The following is a 14194-nucleotide window of genomic DNA, read 5'->3' on the forward strand; positions in this document are numbered from 1 at the left end:
TGCAACGTGTTCGGCCCGACCGCCGGGCCTGACGCACGGAAAACCGTGCCGGGCGAACGGGCATTGTAGCAGGCCAGTCGAGCCTGTCCGGCCGGGCTTGCCGGGCCGGGCGGACCGATCCGGCGGCGGGGGCCTGCGCAAGCCGCCGCCGGGCCGTGCGCGCATCAGCCGGCCGCGCGCTCCAATGCGTCGACGAACATGCCGGCGACGTCGAATCCAGTCTGCTCCATGATTTCGCGAAAGCAAGTCGGGCTCGTGACGTTCACCTCGGTCAGCCAGTCGCCGATCACGTCGAGACCGACGAGCAGCAAGCCGCGCGCCGCGAGCGCCGCGCCGAGCGCCGTCGCGATCTCGCGGTCGCGCCCGGTGAGCGGCTGCGCGACGCCGACGCCGCCCGCCGCCAGATTGCCGCGCACCTCGTTGCCCTGCGGAATCCGCGCAAGTGAATACGGCACCGGCTCGCCGTCGATCAGCAGAATCCGCTTGTCGCCGGCTTTGATCTCCGGGATGAACTTCTGCACCATCACCGAGCGCGCGCCGTCGTGGCTCAGCATCTCGATGATCGAGCCGAGGTTCATGCCGTCCGCCTTCACGCGGAACACGCCCATCCCGCCCATGCCGTCGAGCGGCTTGAGGATCACGTCGCCGTGCTCGGCGTGGAACGCGCGCAGCCGCGCCGCGTCGCGCGTGACGAGCGACGGCGCGACGAACTGCGCGAACTCGCCGATCGCGAGCTTCTCCGAATGGTCGCGGATCGTCTGCGGCTTGTTGAACACGCGCGCGCCCGCGCGCTCGGCGAGTTCGAGCAGCCACGTCGACGTCACGTACTCCATGTCGAACGGCGGATCCTTGCGCATCAGGATCGCGCCGAACGACGGCAGCGCGCGCGACTCGCGCGCCGCCGCCTCGTACCAGCGATCGCGGTGCAGATCAGCCGTGTCGCCGACGATCGCCACGCGGCGCACGTCGGCCTCGACGCCCGCGCCCGTCCACGCAAGCTGGTTCGGCTCGCACGCGTACACCGCGTGCCCGCGCCGCGCCGCCTCGGCCATCATCGCGTAGGTCGAGTCCTTGTAGATCTTGAAGCGCTCGAGCGGGTCGGCGATAAAGAGAATGTCCATGCGAATCCTGATACTGGAAGGAGCGCGTCACACCTGGATCGCTTCCGGGTCGGTCTTCTCGAGCTCGACCGACGACGCGAGCAGCCCGAGCCGTGCGACGACGCCATACATGTAGAAGCGGTTCGGCGGCGCCGCGCCGGGCTTCGCGTGCGTATCCGGCAGCGCCGTGTGCTCGAAGCCGAGCGGCACGTAATGCATGCCGGGCGCATTCAGATTCTGGTCGCGCTCGCGCGCGCCGTGTGTGCGGTAGAACCCGCCCACCACGTAGCGGTCGATCATGTAGACGACGGGCTCGGCCACCTCGTCGCCGATCCGCTCGAACGTGTAGACGCCTTCCTGCACGATCACGTCGCGCACCGGCACGCCCGCCTTCGATTCGGCCATCTGCGCGCGCTCGTGCTTCGTCATCCGGCCGATCTCGGACGCGTCGTGCACCGTCATCACGCCGCGCCCCGCCGTGCCGGCGTCCGCCTTCACGACGACGTACGGCTTCTCGCCGATCCCGTATTCGCGATACTTGCGCGTGATCTTCTTGAGCACCGCGTCGATCGCTTCGGCGAGCGCCTCGCCGCCGTTGCTCGCGTGCCAGTCGACGCCTTCGACGTGCGAGAAATACGGATTCAGCATCCACGGATCGACGCCCACCATCTTCGCGAACTTCTTCGCGACGTCGTCGTAGCACGAGAAATGCGTCGACTTGCGGCGCACCGCCCAGCCGGCGTGCAGCGGCGGCAGCAGATACTGCTCGTGCAGGTTTTCCAGCATGCCCGGAATGCCCGCCGACAGATCGTTGTTCAGCAGGATCGAGCACGGATCGAAATTCTTCAGGCCGAGGCGGCGCGGCGTGCGCTCGAGCGGCTCGAGCACGATCTTCTGGCCGTCGGCGAGCGTGATCGGCGTGACGTCGACGATGCCCGGATCGAGCGAGCCGAAGCGCACGTTCAGGCCCGCTTGGCGCATGATCATCGCGAGGCGCGCGACGTTCTCGAGATAGAACGCGTTGCGCGTCGGCAGCTCGGGGATCACGAGCAGATTCTTCGCGTCCGGGCAGATCTTCTCGATCGCGGCCATCGCCGCCTGCACGGCGAGCGGCAGCACTTCGGGCGGCAGGTTGTTGAACGCGCCCGGGAACAGGTTCGCGTCGACGGGCGCGAGCTTGAAGCCCGCGTTGCGCAGATCGACCGAACAGTAGAACGGCGGCGTGTGTTCCTGCCATTCGAGCCTGAACCAGCGTTCGATCGCGGGCGTGGCGTCGAGGATCTTCCGCTCGAGCTCGAGCAGCGGGCCGTTTAACGCCGTAACGAGATGGGGAACCATGTGTGACTCGCGGACGGGAGAAAAAAGATTGTAGAGCAATTGCCCGTCGCATTTGGGGATTGTTCCCGGTATCGCAAGGATTTACCGCATGTTTGTCGCTATTGACCCGATAGCCCACAGGGTTATCGCGTGGCCCGCTCCGGGCGCGGGCTTCCGGCGGGTGTTGCGAAGGCGTCGCTCGGCTGTTGCGCGAGTGTCGCGCGGTATCCGGCGAGGTGTCGCGTGCGAGGTTTCCGACGCCTTGCGCGCGACGCCCGGTGCGCCGCCCGGCGGGCCGCGAGCGCGCGAAAAAAAACCCGCCTGGAGGGCGGGTCGAAATCGCTGCGCTCATTCTGCGGGCGGCGAAGCGTGCAAGCACTTCGCCCCCTGGATTCGGGGATTGAATCCCGTTATTCGACGTGCTCGCCATGCAGGATCACGTCGAGGCCTTCGCGTTCTTCTTCTTCCGTCACGCGCAGGCCGATCACGAGGTCGATCACCTTCAGCAGCACGAAGCTGACGACGCCGCTGTAGACGAGCGTGATCAGCACGCCCTTCGCCTGCAGCAGCAGGCTGCCGTCGGCGCCGCCGATGTCCTTGACCGCGAAAACGCCCGTCAGGAGCGCGCCGAGCATGCCGCCCACGCCGTGCACGCCGAACGCGTCGAGCGAATCGTCGTAGCCGAGCTTCGACTTGAGCCACGTCGCCGACCAGAAGCAGACGACGCCCGCCGCGATGCCGATCACGAGCGCGCCCGCGACGCCGACGAAGCCGGCGGCCGGCGTGATCGCGACGAGGCCCGCGACCGCGCCCGACACGATGCCGAGCACCGAAGGCTTACCCTTCGCGATCCACTCGGCGAACATCCAGCCGAGCGCCGCGCACGCGGTGGCGACTTGCGTCGTGAGCATCGCGAAGCCGGCGCGGCCGTCCGCGGCGACCGCGGAGCCCGCGTTGAAGCCGAACCAGCCGACCCACAGCATCGAGCCGCCGATCAGCGTCAGCACGAGGTTGTGCGGCGCCATCGCTTCGCGGCCGTAGCCGACGCGCTTGCCGAGCACGAGGCACGACATGAGGCCCGCGATACCGGCGTTGATGTGCACGACCGTGCCGCCCGCGAAGTCGAGCACGCCGTCAGACGACAGCCAGCCCGTCGGCTCCCAGACCATGTGCGCGATCGGCACGTAGACGATCAGCGACCAGAGCGTCATGAAGACGAGCATCGCCGAGAACTTCATCCGGTCGGCGAACGCGCCGCAGATGAGGGCCGGCGTGATGATCGCGAACGTCATCTGATAGACGAAATAGACCGATTCCGGGATCGTCGGCGCGAGGTGGCTGACGGTGAGCGTCGTCGCCTTGTCGCCGTGGATGTAGTTCATCCCGGACAGGAACACGCGCGAGAAGCCGCCGATGAAGCCGCTGCCCGGCGTGAACGCGAGGCTGTAGCCGACCACCGTCCAGAGGACCGTGATCAGCGCGGTGATCGCGAAGCTCTGCATCACGGTCGCGAGCACGTTCTTCTTGCGGACCATGCCGCCGTAGAAAAGCGCAAGGCCCGGGATCGTCATGAACAGCACGAGCGCGGTCGACGTGAGCATCCACGCGGTGTCGCCCGAGTTGATCTTCGACGAATCGACCGAGAACGGCGCGCTCGGCGCGGCAGGCGCGGCGGCGGCCGAGGCCGGCGCGGCGGCCGAAGCGGCCGCGGAGGCATCGGCCGGCGCGGATGCGGCCGGCGTGGATGCGGCCGACGTGGATGCGGCCGACGTGGATACGGCGGCGCTCGCCGACGTGTCGGAAGCCGTTGCGGCCGATGCGGCGGCGGGAGCCGACGAAGCGTCGTCGGCCATCGCGGCGCCGATGCCGCCCGCAAGCAGCGAGCCGGCCATCAACAGGGACATCAGGATTTTGCGCATCTTGGTTTTCCTCTTATCGCTCGTGTCTCTTGTTACAGGGCGTCAGCGCCCGTCTCCCCAGTACGAATCCGAATCACCTGCTCGATCGACGTGACGAAGATCTTGCCGTCGCCGATCTTCCCCGTACGCGCCGCGCGCTCGATCGCCTCGACGGCCTGGTCGACGAGGTCGTCCGACACCGCGGCTTCGATCTTCATCTTAGGAAGGAAATCGACGACATATTCGGCCCCCCGGTACAGCTCGGTATGCCCCTTCTGGCGGCCGAACCCCTTGACCTCCGTCACCGTGATGCCCGAGACGCCGAGCGCCGAGAGCGCCTCGCGCGTCTCATCGAGCTTGAACGGCTTGATGATTGCGGTAATCAGTTTCATGAAGTCCTCTCGCTATGGTGGTTGTCCCATCACTGCTGCAATGTGTAGCGAAACACCTACAGCAACTCGCATGCCATATCGGCACACGCCGGTCTCGAAAGGCTTTCACGCAGATTTCCGCTATCCGCACACGCTTGCGTAAACGCAAGCGCGCCTTGGCCGAACGGCCAACGCGGGCCCGGTTTGCTGGCGCGCTGAAAGGAAGGTTGCTAGAGTGCACGCACGTCCGGCGCATCACGAACGCGGCTTCACGCGGGCGAATGCCCGGAAAACGGGCCTGCGGGCGCACCAATTTCGGTCATGCGCAATTCGCGGGCACGACTGCAACGGCTATTGCACAAATTTTGTGCACCTGGAAGGGGAACACCATGAAGCAACCCAGCGACGTTTTCAACGACCTGCAGGCGCGCATCGGCGATCTGCTGAAAAACTCGCCGGTCAAGGATGTCGAGCGCAACGTGAAGGCCATGCTCACGCAAGGCTTCTCGAAGCTCGACCTCGTCACCCGCGAAGAATTCGACACGCAGGCGCAGGTGCTCGCGCGTACCCGCGCGCGGCTCGAGGAGCTCGAAAAGCGCGTCGCCGAGCTCGAACAGAAACTGGCGGACGTCCAGTCGTGACGTCCGCCGCCGCTCGTATTCGCTGAGCGGCTTCCCCCGCAGTTCGCGCCACGCCGGCAAGCGCGCATCGAAACCATCCTCCGGACGCCACGGGCGGCGCGATTCGCGCCGCCCGGTCCGGGTCACGCGGAGTCGAATCATGTCGCTTGCCGTGGTGCGCAGCCGCGCGCCCGCTGCCGGCCGCGCGCCGGAAGTCACCGTCGAAGTCCATCTCGCCAACGGGCTGCCGTCGTTTTCGATCGTCGGGCTGCCCGATCTCGAAGTGCGCGAAAGCCGCGAGCGCGTGCGCGCCGCGCTGCAGAACTGCGGCTTCGAATTCCCCGTGCGGCGCATCACCGTCAACCTCGCGCCCGCCGACTTGCCGAAGGAGTCCGGCCGCTTCGATCTGCCGATCGCGCTCGGCATCCTCGCCGCGAGCGGCCAGCTTCCGGCAGGCGCGCTCGACGGCCGCGAGTTCGCGGGCGAGCTGTCGCTGACGGGCGCGCTGCGGCCGATGCGCGGCGCGTTCGCGATGGCGTGCGGCGCCGCCCGCGGCCAGCAGGCGGACGAAAGCGGCTCGTCCGCGGATGCCGAATCGCCGCCCGTGGCGATGACGGCGGCGGCCGCGGAGCTTTACCTGCCGCTGCCGAGCGCGGCCGAAGCGGCGCTCGTGCCGGGCGTGACGGTATACGGCGCGGCCGATCTGCCCGCGCTGTGCGCGCATCTCGCCGACGCGCCGGACGGGCGGCTCACGCCCGTCGCCGCGCCCCGTCTCGACGCGCTCCCCGCGGCATCCGCCCCCGACCTCGCGGACGTGATCGGCCAGACGAGCGCGAAGCGCGCGCTCGAAGTCGCGGCGGCGGGCGGCCACCACATGCTGATGATCGGGCCGCCGGGCGCGGGCAAGTCGATGCTCGCCGCGCGCCTGCCGGCCCTCTTGCCGCCGCTCACCGACGACGAGGCGCTGACGTCGGCCGCGATCCTGTCGTCGAGCCGCGCCGGCTTCTCGCTCGCGCAATGGCGGCGGCGCCCGTTTCGCGCGCCGCATCACTCGTCGAGCTCGGCCGCGCTCGTCGGCGGCCGCAATCCGCCGCAGCCGGGCGAGATCACGCTCGCGCACCTGGGCGTGCTGTTCCTCGACGAGTTGCCGGAATTCGACCGGCATGTGCTCGAGACGCTGCGCGAGCCGCTCGAAGCGGGCCGCATCACGATCTCGCGCGTCGCGCTGCAGGCGGATTTCCCGGCCGCGTGCCAGTTGATCGCCGCGATGAATCCCTGCCCGTGCGGCTGGCGCGGCGACCCCGGCGGCCGCTGCCGCTGCTCGCCCGAGATCGCCGCGCGCTATCTGCGCAAGCTGTCCGGGCCGCTCCTCGACCGGATCGACATCCAGATCGAGATTCCCGCGCTCACGCCCGCCGAGCTGGCCGAACGGCCCGCAACCGCCGGAGAATCGAGCGAGACCGTGGCCGCGCGCGTCGCGCTCGCGCGCGGGCGGCAATTCGCGCGGCAGCGCAAGACCAACCACATGCTGACGGGCCGCGAGACCGATGCGTTCTGCCGTCCGGACAGCGCGGGCGAGACGCTGCTGCGCGACGCTGGCGAGCGGTTCCGCTGGTCGGCGCGGGCGTACTACCGGGTGCTGAAGGTCGCGCGGACGATCGCCGATCTCGCGGGCGACGAGGCGCCGAGCGCTGCGCATATCGCCGAGGCGATCCAGTACCGACGGGTGTTCGCACCGGCGTGAACGGACCTCGATCCGAGAATCCGCCGACGGTTGCCGAGGCGGAACCCGGAAAGGCGGCGGAGTGACGGGCGATGTGGCGCCGCACCGCGAGCGGCGACATGGAACGATGCGTCAATGCCAAGCTGACGCCCGCCGGAATACCAGCCTGGGTCGAGAGAGAACCGGCGGGCGCGCGCCATCGGCAGAACGAGCCGCGCGTCGATGCGATCGGCGCGATGCAGCCGTGCCGCGAACGCTGCGTGTCGACCGGCGGCGCGATACTGGAATGCGCGCGAACAGAAGCGCCCGTCGCTCGCGACTTCCCGGCCGAGCGCCGTCAGTCGCCCGCTTCCCGTGTCTCCAGCAGCCGATATTCGCCGTCCTTCGATACGCCCGAATCGATTTCGACGAATCTGTGCGCGCGATAGAACGCGAGCGCTCGTTCGTTCCGCACGAGACACTTGAGCCGGTAGCGCTCGGCGGGCCAGCCCGGCAGCGCGCGCAGCAGCGCGCTGCCGATTCCTCCACGCAGCCTCGATCCCGCGACGTACAGATGATGGACGAAGCGCTCCGGCTCCCACACCGACACGAAGCCGACGATGCCCTCGCCCTCCGCTTGCGCGACGAGCAGCGATTCGCCCCGCGTGTGCGCGTCGAAATCGTCGAGTGCGAAGTTGTCTGCGGGCAGCCAGACGAACGTGTCGCGGCGCGCGCGCAGATAGAGCGCGCGCAATGCAGGCCAGTCGGCGCGACAGGCGGCACGGACGATGATCGCCATGTTTTTTTACCCGAGAACGGCGGCGCTGCCCACGGAAAGCGCCCGGCGCCCGACGTTCAGCGCGATGGCCATCGCAACCGCAGCCGACAATAACAACGACACGGCCGAGCATTCGAACCGCGAAACGAAAACGGGAATCGTGGGCGAATCGTAATATAGTAGGCGCAATGACGCCCTTGCTTTCAACACAGGGCATCGCCTCGCGTCCTGCGCCCCGAGCATTCGCGGCGCCGTGGACCGCCCGAAGACTTGCCTTCCCTGACACGGACCGACACTGGAGCGATCGCGCATGGCCCTGCTGCCCGGCACCCTCACCATTCCCGACCGACGCGAGCACGCGCGGCACCGGCTGCTGATGTTCCATCACGCGTGCGGCTCCGCAACGAACTACTTCCGGTGGGCCGTCGCGTTTCCGCCGCATGTCGAAGTCTGGCTCGTCGAGCTGCCTGGGCGGGGCAGAAGTCTCAAGCACGCCGCCTTCGACACGCTGCCGGCGCTGCGCGACTACCTGCGCGAGCTGGCCCCCGCGCTCCCCGCCGACTATGCGATCTTCGGCCACAGCATGGGCGCGCTCGTCGCGTACTGCTTCGCGCACGACATGACGCAGCTCGGGCGTGCGCCGCGCTGGCTCGGCGTATCGGGCGCCGACTCGCCGTTCGCCGCGTCGCGGCGCCGCGCGTTCCCGGTCCATCAGCGCCCCGACGCGGCGATCGTCGAGCACCTCGCGACGCTCGGCGGCACGCCGCCCGAAGTCTTCGCGCACGACGAGTTGCGCGCGATGCTGCTGCAACTCGCGAAGGCCGACTTCCGGATCGTCGAGGCGTTCTTTCCGCTCGCGTCGGCCACGCCGTTGCCCGTGCCCGTCACGGTCTTCGCCGGTGCGCACGACACCGTGCTGTCCGAGGGCGGGCTGCAGGACTGGCAGCGCGCGTCGACGCTGCCGATCGGGCGCGAGACGTTCGACGGCGGGCATTTCTACCTGCTCGACACGCCGTCCGCCGTGCATGGCGCGATCGACGCCGCGCTGACGAAGCACGAACGGCGGGCGGACATCTCCGTCGTGCAGTAATCGGAAGGCAACGGGATCGCGGCCGACCGCCCCGCCCGCGGGCGTCGGCACAAGGGTTTCGAGCCCGGTCGCCTTCGAGCGACCGGCAAAAAGATGCATGTCAAGACTTGACTTATGCACAATTGGCCGAATCCAGCCCAATCTCGACGCGTTCCAGCCATCACTTGAAGCGCTCCTTGCAATGCATTGATTTTATTGATTTTTTGCAAGTGCAAAGATTGCGGGCAATCTAACTGAAAGGCCCTCTGGCGGGCCTTTGCCGACTGCCCGTCGAACTTTTCAACAAAGTTGTCCACAGTGTCTGTGGATAGTCGAAAAAATCCCGCAAAATCCGGCGATTAGCGCCCGTTCTTGCGAAGGAACTTTCACTCCGGAACCGGCTCTCATGCATCCCGCATCGCCCGCTCAATCGAGTTTTAACGAGCCGAAAAATTGTTCAAGCGGCTCCGACGCCAGCGGCGCATCGGAAATCACGATCACTTCGTACACGTGCCGGCCGTGCGCGACGAGCCTCGCGATCACCGTCTTCGACGCGCGCGCGCCGGACGCGCCATCCCCCTGCCGATCCGCGCCGGATGCATCCGATGCGCCGGCAGGCGCCCCGCTCATCCGCAGCTCGACGCCCGCCGTCTGGCCGCCGGCCGCGAGCGGCACGAGCACCGCCTGTTCGGACGGCTGCGCGCGCAGATTGCGCGCCAAGCCGGTGCGCAGATAGTCGAGCGCCGCGTGCTGGGTCGCGTCGCGGTCGTCCGGCAGCATCACCGTGCCGACGGCGAACACCGCGCCGCCGACGTGCGCCGCCTGCATCCGCATCTTCATCGGCACGCCGCCGATCGCGACCGGATGCTCTTCGACGGTCGGCTTGGCCGGCAGGTCGATCGTGTAGCCGGCGTCGTTGTGCAGCGTGCGCCAGTCATAGGCGGGCGAGCACGCGGCCAGCGACGCGAGCGCGCCGAGCACGACGGCCGCGCGGCGCGCGCGAACGCCCGGCGACGCGCGGCCCACGCGCCCACGCGTCGCCCCCGACGGACGTAACCGCGCCGCCGCGCCGAACGCCTCAGGCCGGCCAATCGAACGGAAACGAAGCAAGCGCGCGTAGCGAAGAGCGGCACGAATCATGAAAAAGGGTGCAATGGACATAGAACGAAGCTGCATTATCGCCGCTCGGCGCGACAGCGCGGCGCCGGTGCGCACGCCCGATTGACGGTACAATGAGCGCCGTTCGCATCGATCGGGCGCCCGCACGCGGCGCCGCCTGAAGTCCACGCATTCAGAGGTCCCGCAGATGAGCCCCGCTCCCGCCTCCGCCGGCCGCCGCGCCGGCCCGTTGCGCTACGTCGCGATCGCCTTCGCCGCGGTCGCGATCGCCGTCGCCGGCTATTTCGCGTTCAACGGCAAGTCCAGCGCGCCCGAAGCGACGTTCACGCTGCTGTCCGGCCAGAAAGTCTCGACCGCCGCCGATCTGAAGGGCAAGGTCTATCTCGTCAACTTCTGGGCGACGAGCTGCGCGACCTGCATGCAGGAAATGCCGCAGATGGTCGACACGTACAACCGCTTCAAGGGCCAGGGCCTCGAATTCGTCGCGGTCGCGATGAACTACGATCCGCCGATGTACGTCGCGAACTACGCGCAGACGCGCCGGTTGCCGTTCAAGGTCGCGCTCGACGACGGCAGCGTCGCGAAGCAGTTCGGCAACGTCCAGCTCACGCCGACGACATTCGTGATCGGCAAGGACGGCAAGATCCTGAAGCGCTACGTCGGCGCGCCGCAGTTCGCGGAGCTCGATCAACTGCTGCAAAAGGCGCTCGACACGAGCGCGTAAGCGCGCCCTGCATCCCGGCGCCGCGCGGATCGCTCGACGCGGGCCCCCGCCCGCATCAGCGGTCCGTTTCTCCTTTCGCGCTCAGCCCATAGCGCTTCATCTTCTCGTAGAGCGTCGCCTTGCCGACGTGCAGCTTGTCGGCCGTCGTCGCGACCGCGCCGCCCGTGCGATTCAGCGTCTCGGCGATCACCGCGCGCTCGAATTGCTCGATGCGCTCCTTCAGCGACTGCTCGGCGCTCTCGTCGGCTTGCGCGCCCGCGTCGCCGGCGATGTCTTCCGTCACGCCGAGCACGAAGCGGTCGGCCGCGTTGCGCAGCTCGCGCACGTTGCCCGGCCAGTCGCGCTGCATCAGGCTCGCGCGCTGACGATCGGTGAGAAGCGGCGCGGGGCGCCCGTAGCGCACCGCCGCGTCGAGCATGAAGTGCTCGAAGAGGGGCACGATGTCCTCGCGACGCTCGGCGAGCGGCGGCAGCGCGATCGTCACGACGTTCAGCCGATACAGCAGGTCGCGCCGGAACGTGCCTGCCGCGACGTGCTCGCTCATGTCGCCCTTCGCCGCCGCGACCACGCGGCAGTTCACGCGGATCGGCTGGTTCGAGCCGAGCCGCTCGAGCACGCCGTCCTGCAGCACGCGCAACAGCTTCACCTGCAGCGCGAGCGGCATGCTCTCGATCTCGTCGAGGAACAGCGTGCCGCCTGACGCGTACTCGAGCTTGCCGATACGGCGCTTTGCCGCGCCGGTGAACGCGCCCGGCTCGTAGCCGAACATTTCGGATTCGAACATCGGCTCAGGCAGCGCGCCGCAGTTGACCGCGATGAACGGCTTGTCGCGGCGCGGCGACAGCTCGTGCAGGCTGCGCGCGATCAGCTCCTTGCCGGCGCCGGTGTCGCCGTTGATGAGGACCGACGCGTCGGTCGGCGCGACGTTGGCGATCAGCCGCCGCACCTGCTCGATTGCGGGGCTGCGGCCGATGATCCGCGGCGCGACGACGCCCTGCCCCGCGAGCTCGCGCCGCAGCGCGTGATTCTCGAGCACGAGCGCGCGCCGCTCGAGCGCGCGCCGCACCGTCTCGATCAGGCGCTCGGCCGCGAACGGCTTTTCGATGAAATCGTATGCGCCGTCGCGCATCGCCTGCACGGCCATCGAGATGTCGCCGTGCCCGGTGACGAGCACGACGGGCACGTCGGGCGTGCGTTCGCGGCACTGCGCGAGCAGATCGAGGCCGCTCGCGCCGGGCAGGCGGATGTCGGACACGATCACGCCGGCCGCGTCGCCGCCGATCGCCTTCTCGGCCGCCTCGACCGAACCGAATCCGATGACGTCGAAGCCCGCGAGCTGCAGGCTCTGCACGCTCGCGCGGCGCACGAGCTCGTCGTCTTCGATGTAGATCACTTGCAGGCGGTTCGCCATCTTCTTTCACCCCATGATGCTGACGCGTGCCGCGCGCGAAAAAGCGCGCTCAGCGCGCGGCGGAAGTGTCCGGATGATGCGTGCGCACGCGGCGCAGCGTCAAGACGAACTCCGCGCCGCCCGCCGGCGCGTTTCGCGCGGTGAGCGAGCCGCCCGCGTCGCGCGCGATCGACGACGAGATCGCGAGGCCGAGCCCGAGCCCGCGCCCCATTTCCTTCGTCGTGAAGAACGGCTCGAACAGCCGCGCGAGCGATTCCGGCGCGATCCCCGGCCCATTGTCGCGCACGACGATCGCAAGCGTCGCGGCCGTCGCGCGGATCGTCACGTCGATGCGCGGCGCGGCGGCCGTCGCGACCGCGTCGAGCGCGTTGCCGAGCAGGTTGATGAGCACCTGCTCGAGCCGCAGATCCTCGCAGCGCGCGACGAGCGCCGGCTCGTCCCGCGACGGATCGAAGCGCGCGGCCTCGACAGGATCGCACGTCTCGTCGCGCAGCGTGATCGCGAGCTCGACGCCCTGCATCCGCTCCTTGAGCAGCGCGAGCACGTTGCGCAGCGCGCGCGCGACGTGCGCCTGCTCGTTGCGCGGCTTCGCGCGCCCGACGAACAGCTTCAACTGATTCGTGATCTTGCCCATCCGCTCGGTGAGCGCCGCGATCGCCTCGAGGTTCTCGCGCGCGGCCGCCTGCTCGCCGCGGTCGAGCAGCACGCGCGTGTTGTCGGAGAAGCTGCGCAGCGCGGCGAGCGGCTGGTTCAGCTCGTGCGTGATGCCGGCCGCCATCTGGCCGAGCGCGGCGAGCTTGCTCGCCTGGACGAGCTCGTCGTGCGCGGCGCGCAGCTCCTGCTCCGCGCGGATCCGCTCGCCGACTTCCTTCTTGAGCCGCGCGTTCGCCTGCGACAGATCGGCCGTGCGCTCCTCGACGCGCCGGTTCAGCTCCGCATACGCGCTTTGCAGCAGCACGCGGCTGCGCAGCATCTCCTTCACGCGCGCGCGACGCGTGCGCCAGTAGAACGCGAGCAGGCTGAGCGACACGAAGCCGAACGCGGTAACGATCGTCGCGTTGCGCGCGTCGGCGTCGACGGGCTCGATCGGCGCGAGCGTGACGAGCTGCCAGTCGGGCTCGCCGAGCAGGCGGCGCGTCGCGAGATAGCGCGGCGCGCGGCGCCCCGCGCCCATCCGCACGATCTGCGCATCGGGCCCGAGCACGCGCTCGACGCGCAGCGGCAGCGGCGTCACCGGATACTGCGCATACTGGCGCGTCTCGTGGATCGACGTCGCGATCGGCCCCGGCAGCGGCTTGAGCGTGTGGTACTTCCACTCCGGCACCGACGACAGGAAGATCACGCCGTGGTCGTCGGCGACGACGAGCGGCTCCGACGCGTCCGCGCCCTGGAACCATTCGAGATTGAGCTTCACGACCGCGACGCCGACGATCTTGCCGTCGTGCCGCACGGGTTGCGAGATGTAGTAGCCGGGATCGCGCGAGATCGTGCCGATTCCGAAGAAGCGGCCGGTGCCGCCCTTCACCGCATCGATGAAGTACGGGCGGAACTGATAGCCGATGCCGGTGAAGCTGTCCGGGCCGCGCCAGTTGCTCGCGGCGACGCACAGCCCGTTCGCGGTGATCACGTAGGTCGCCGTCGCGTGCGCGTGGCGGTTCACGTCCTCGAGGTAGGCGTTCGCCCGATTCACGCGGCGGCGATTGCCCGGCGCGGCGAGGACGTCCTGCACGAACGGATGGCCGCCCAGCAGGTACGGCAGGGATTCGTAGCGGTCGAGCGTGCTTTTCAGCGCGTTCGTCGTGCGGTCCACGCGCGCCGCCGCGCTGTCCCGCAAATCGGCGACGCCGCGCTGCCATGTGATGGTCCACGTGAGCGCGCACGCGGCCGCGAGCATCGCGGCGAGCGCGAGGACGACGAGCAGGCGGCGCTTCACGGTGACGGCTTCCGGATTGTAAGGATCGTCTATTGTGGCATAGCCGCCGCCCGAAAAGGCCGCGGGGCCGGGCGAAGCGCGCTTCGACGCGCCCGGCCCGGCCCCGCCCGGCGGGCGCGCCGCTGCGCGCCCCGCCGTGTTTCCGCTCATCG

General features: G+C 68.9%; 12 protein-coding genes and 1 pseudogene. 5 read left to right on the plus strand and 8 right to left on the minus strand.

What is annotated here, in order from left to right:
- Window positions 1-164 precede the first annotated feature (164 nt).
- The 4 genes from gshB to AQ610_RS16535 all read right to left on the minus strand — a co-directional run bounded on the left by gshB (window position 165) and on the right by AQ610_RS16535 (window position 4707).
- Window positions 165-1121 carry a glutathione synthase gene (gene gshB / locus AQ610_RS16520; RefSeq protein WP_006024409.1) on the minus strand — a complete coding sequence of 319 codons (957 nt, stop codon included), beginning with the start codon at window positions 1119-1121 and terminating at the stop codon, window positions 165-167.
- Window positions 1122-1148: 27 nt separating this feature from the next.
- Complete coding sequence (gene gshA / locus AQ610_RS16525) at window positions 1149-2438, minus strand: glutamate--cysteine ligase (protein WP_006024408.1); 1290 nt, start codon at window positions 2436-2438, stop codon at window positions 1149-1151.
- 389 nt (window positions 2439-2827) lie between these two features.
- Entirely contained in the window at window positions 2828-4336 is a 1509-nt protein-coding gene (locus AQ610_RS16530; RefSeq protein ID WP_006024407.1) for an ammonium transporter, read from the minus strand.
- 32 nt (window positions 4337-4368) lie between these two features.
- The gene (locus tag AQ610_RS16535) at window positions 4369-4707 is read right to left on the minus strand and encodes a P-II family nitrogen regulator (protein ID WP_004198020.1); all 339 of its coding nucleotides are present in this window, start codon (window positions 4705-4707) and stop codon (window positions 4369-4371) included.
- Window positions 4708-5075: 368 nt separating this feature from the next.
- Here AQ610_RS16535 and AQ610_RS16540 point away from each other — a divergent pair, with 368 nt between their 5' ends.
- Both AQ610_RS16540 and AQ610_RS16545 read left to right on the plus strand, forming a co-directional pair.
- Window positions 5076-5327: an accessory factor UbiK family protein gene (locus tag AQ610_RS16540; protein WP_006024405.1), complete on the plus strand. Its 252-nt coding sequence runs from the start codon at window positions 5076-5078 to the stop codon at window positions 5325-5327.
- Between the two features lie 139 nt (window positions 5328-5466).
- Window positions 5467-7050 (plus strand): YifB family Mg chelatase-like AAA ATPase, encoded by a 1584-nt coding sequence (locus AQ610_RS16545; protein WP_006024404.1) that lies wholly within the window; start codon window positions 5467-5469, stop codon window positions 7048-7050.
- A 291-nt stretch (window positions 7051-7341) separates the two neighbouring features.
- On the opposite strand, the pseudogene AQ610_RS16550 reads toward AQ610_RS16545, so the two are convergent.
- Window positions 7342-7807: pseudogene (locus AQ610_RS16550) on the minus strand (GNAT family N-acetyltransferase); the annotation flags it as partial.
- Here AQ610_RS16550 and AQ610_RS36140 point away from each other — a divergent pair.
- A complete protein-coding gene (locus tag AQ610_RS36140) occupies window positions 7797-7961 on the plus strand; it encodes a hypothetical protein (RefSeq protein ID WP_015601548.1) in 165 nt (54 codons plus the stop codon). The pseudogene AQ610_RS16550 and the gene AQ610_RS36140 overlap by 11 nt on opposite strands.
- A gap of 135 nt (window positions 7962-8096) precedes the next feature.
- Window positions 8097-8876, plus strand: coding sequence for a thioesterase II family protein (locus tag AQ610_RS16555; protein WP_006024401.1), 780 nt, complete (start codon window positions 8097-8099; stop codon window positions 8874-8876).
- A gap of 405 nt (window positions 8877-9281) precedes the next feature.
- Here the strand turns inward: AQ610_RS16555 and AQ610_RS16560 are convergent, their stop codons facing one another.
- On the minus strand, window positions 9282-10088 hold the full coding sequence (locus AQ610_RS16560; protein ID WP_043281972.1) for a hypothetical protein: 807 nt from the start codon (window positions 10086-10088) through the stop codon (window positions 9282-9284).
- Window positions 10089-10161: 73 nt separating this feature from the next.
- Between AQ610_RS16560 and AQ610_RS16565 the strand changes: the two genes are divergently transcribed.
- Window positions 10162-10698, plus strand: a complete 537-nt coding sequence (locus tag AQ610_RS16565; protein WP_015602162.1) for a peroxiredoxin family protein — start codon at window positions 10162-10164, stop codon at window positions 10696-10698.
- A gap of 55 nt (window positions 10699-10753) precedes the next feature.
- On the opposite strand, the gene AQ610_RS16570 is transcribed toward AQ610_RS16565, so the two are convergent.
- Together AQ610_RS16570 and AQ610_RS16575 are read right to left on the minus strand one after the other, a co-directional pair.
- The gene (locus tag AQ610_RS16570; RefSeq protein ID WP_006024398.1) at window positions 10754-12109 is read right to left on the minus strand and encodes a sigma-54-dependent transcriptional regulator; all 1356 of its coding nucleotides are present in this window, start codon (window positions 12107-12109) and stop codon (window positions 10754-10756) included.
- 49 nt (window positions 12110-12158) lie between these two features.
- Entirely contained in the window at window positions 12159-14192 is a 2034-nt protein-coding gene (locus tag AQ610_RS16575; RefSeq protein WP_006024397.1) for a sensor histidine kinase, read from the minus strand.
- Window positions 14193-14194 lie beyond the last annotated feature (2 nt).

Source organism: Burkholderia humptydooensis, from assembly GCF_001513745.1.
GTDB classification, from domain to species: Bacteria; Pseudomonadota; Gammaproteobacteria; order Burkholderiales; family Burkholderiaceae; genus Burkholderia; species Burkholderia humptydooensis.

Bases quoted from the DNA above. Each gene is read 5' to 3' on its own strand.
- AQ610_RS16575 (WP_006024397.1), bottom strand. From the start codon at position 14,192: ATGAGCGGAAACACGGCGGGGCGCGCAGCGGCGCGCCCGCCGGGCGGG.
- AQ610_RS16535 (WP_004198020.1), bottom strand. From the start codon at position 4,707: ATGAAACTGATTACCGCAATCATCAAGCCGTTCAAGCTCGATGAGACG.
- gshA (WP_006024408.1), bottom strand. From the start codon at position 2,438: ATGGTTCCCCATCTCGTTACGGCGTTAAACGGCCCGCTGCTCGAGCTC.
- AQ610_RS36140 (WP_015601548.1), top strand. From the start codon at position 7,797: ATGATCGCCATGTTTTTTTACCCGAGAACGGCGGCGCTGCCCACGGAA.
- AQ610_RS16555 (WP_006024401.1), top strand. From the start codon at position 8,097: ATGGCCCTGCTGCCCGGCACCCTCACCATTCCCGACCGACGCGAGCAC.
- gshB (WP_006024409.1), bottom strand. From the start codon at position 1,121: ATGGACATTCTCTTTATCGCCGACCCGCTCGAGCGCTTCAAGATCTAC.
- AQ610_RS16570 (WP_006024398.1), bottom strand. From the start codon at position 12,109: ATGGCGAACCGCCTGCAAGTGATCTACATCGAAGACGACGAGCTCGTG.
- AQ610_RS16530 (WP_006024407.1), bottom strand. From the start codon at position 4,336: ATGCGCAAAATCCTGATGTCCCTGTTGATGGCCGGCTCGCTGCTTGCG.
- AQ610_RS16540 (WP_006024405.1), top strand. From the start codon at position 5,076: ATGAAGCAACCCAGCGACGTTTTCAACGACCTGCAGGCGCGCATCGGC.
- AQ610_RS16565 (WP_015602162.1), top strand. From the start codon at position 10,162: ATGAGCCCCGCTCCCGCCTCCGCCGGCCGCCGCGCCGGCCCGTTGCGC.
- AQ610_RS16545 (WP_006024404.1), top strand. From the start codon at position 5,467: ATGTCGCTTGCCGTGGTGCGCAGCCGCGCGCCCGCTGCCGGCCGCGCG.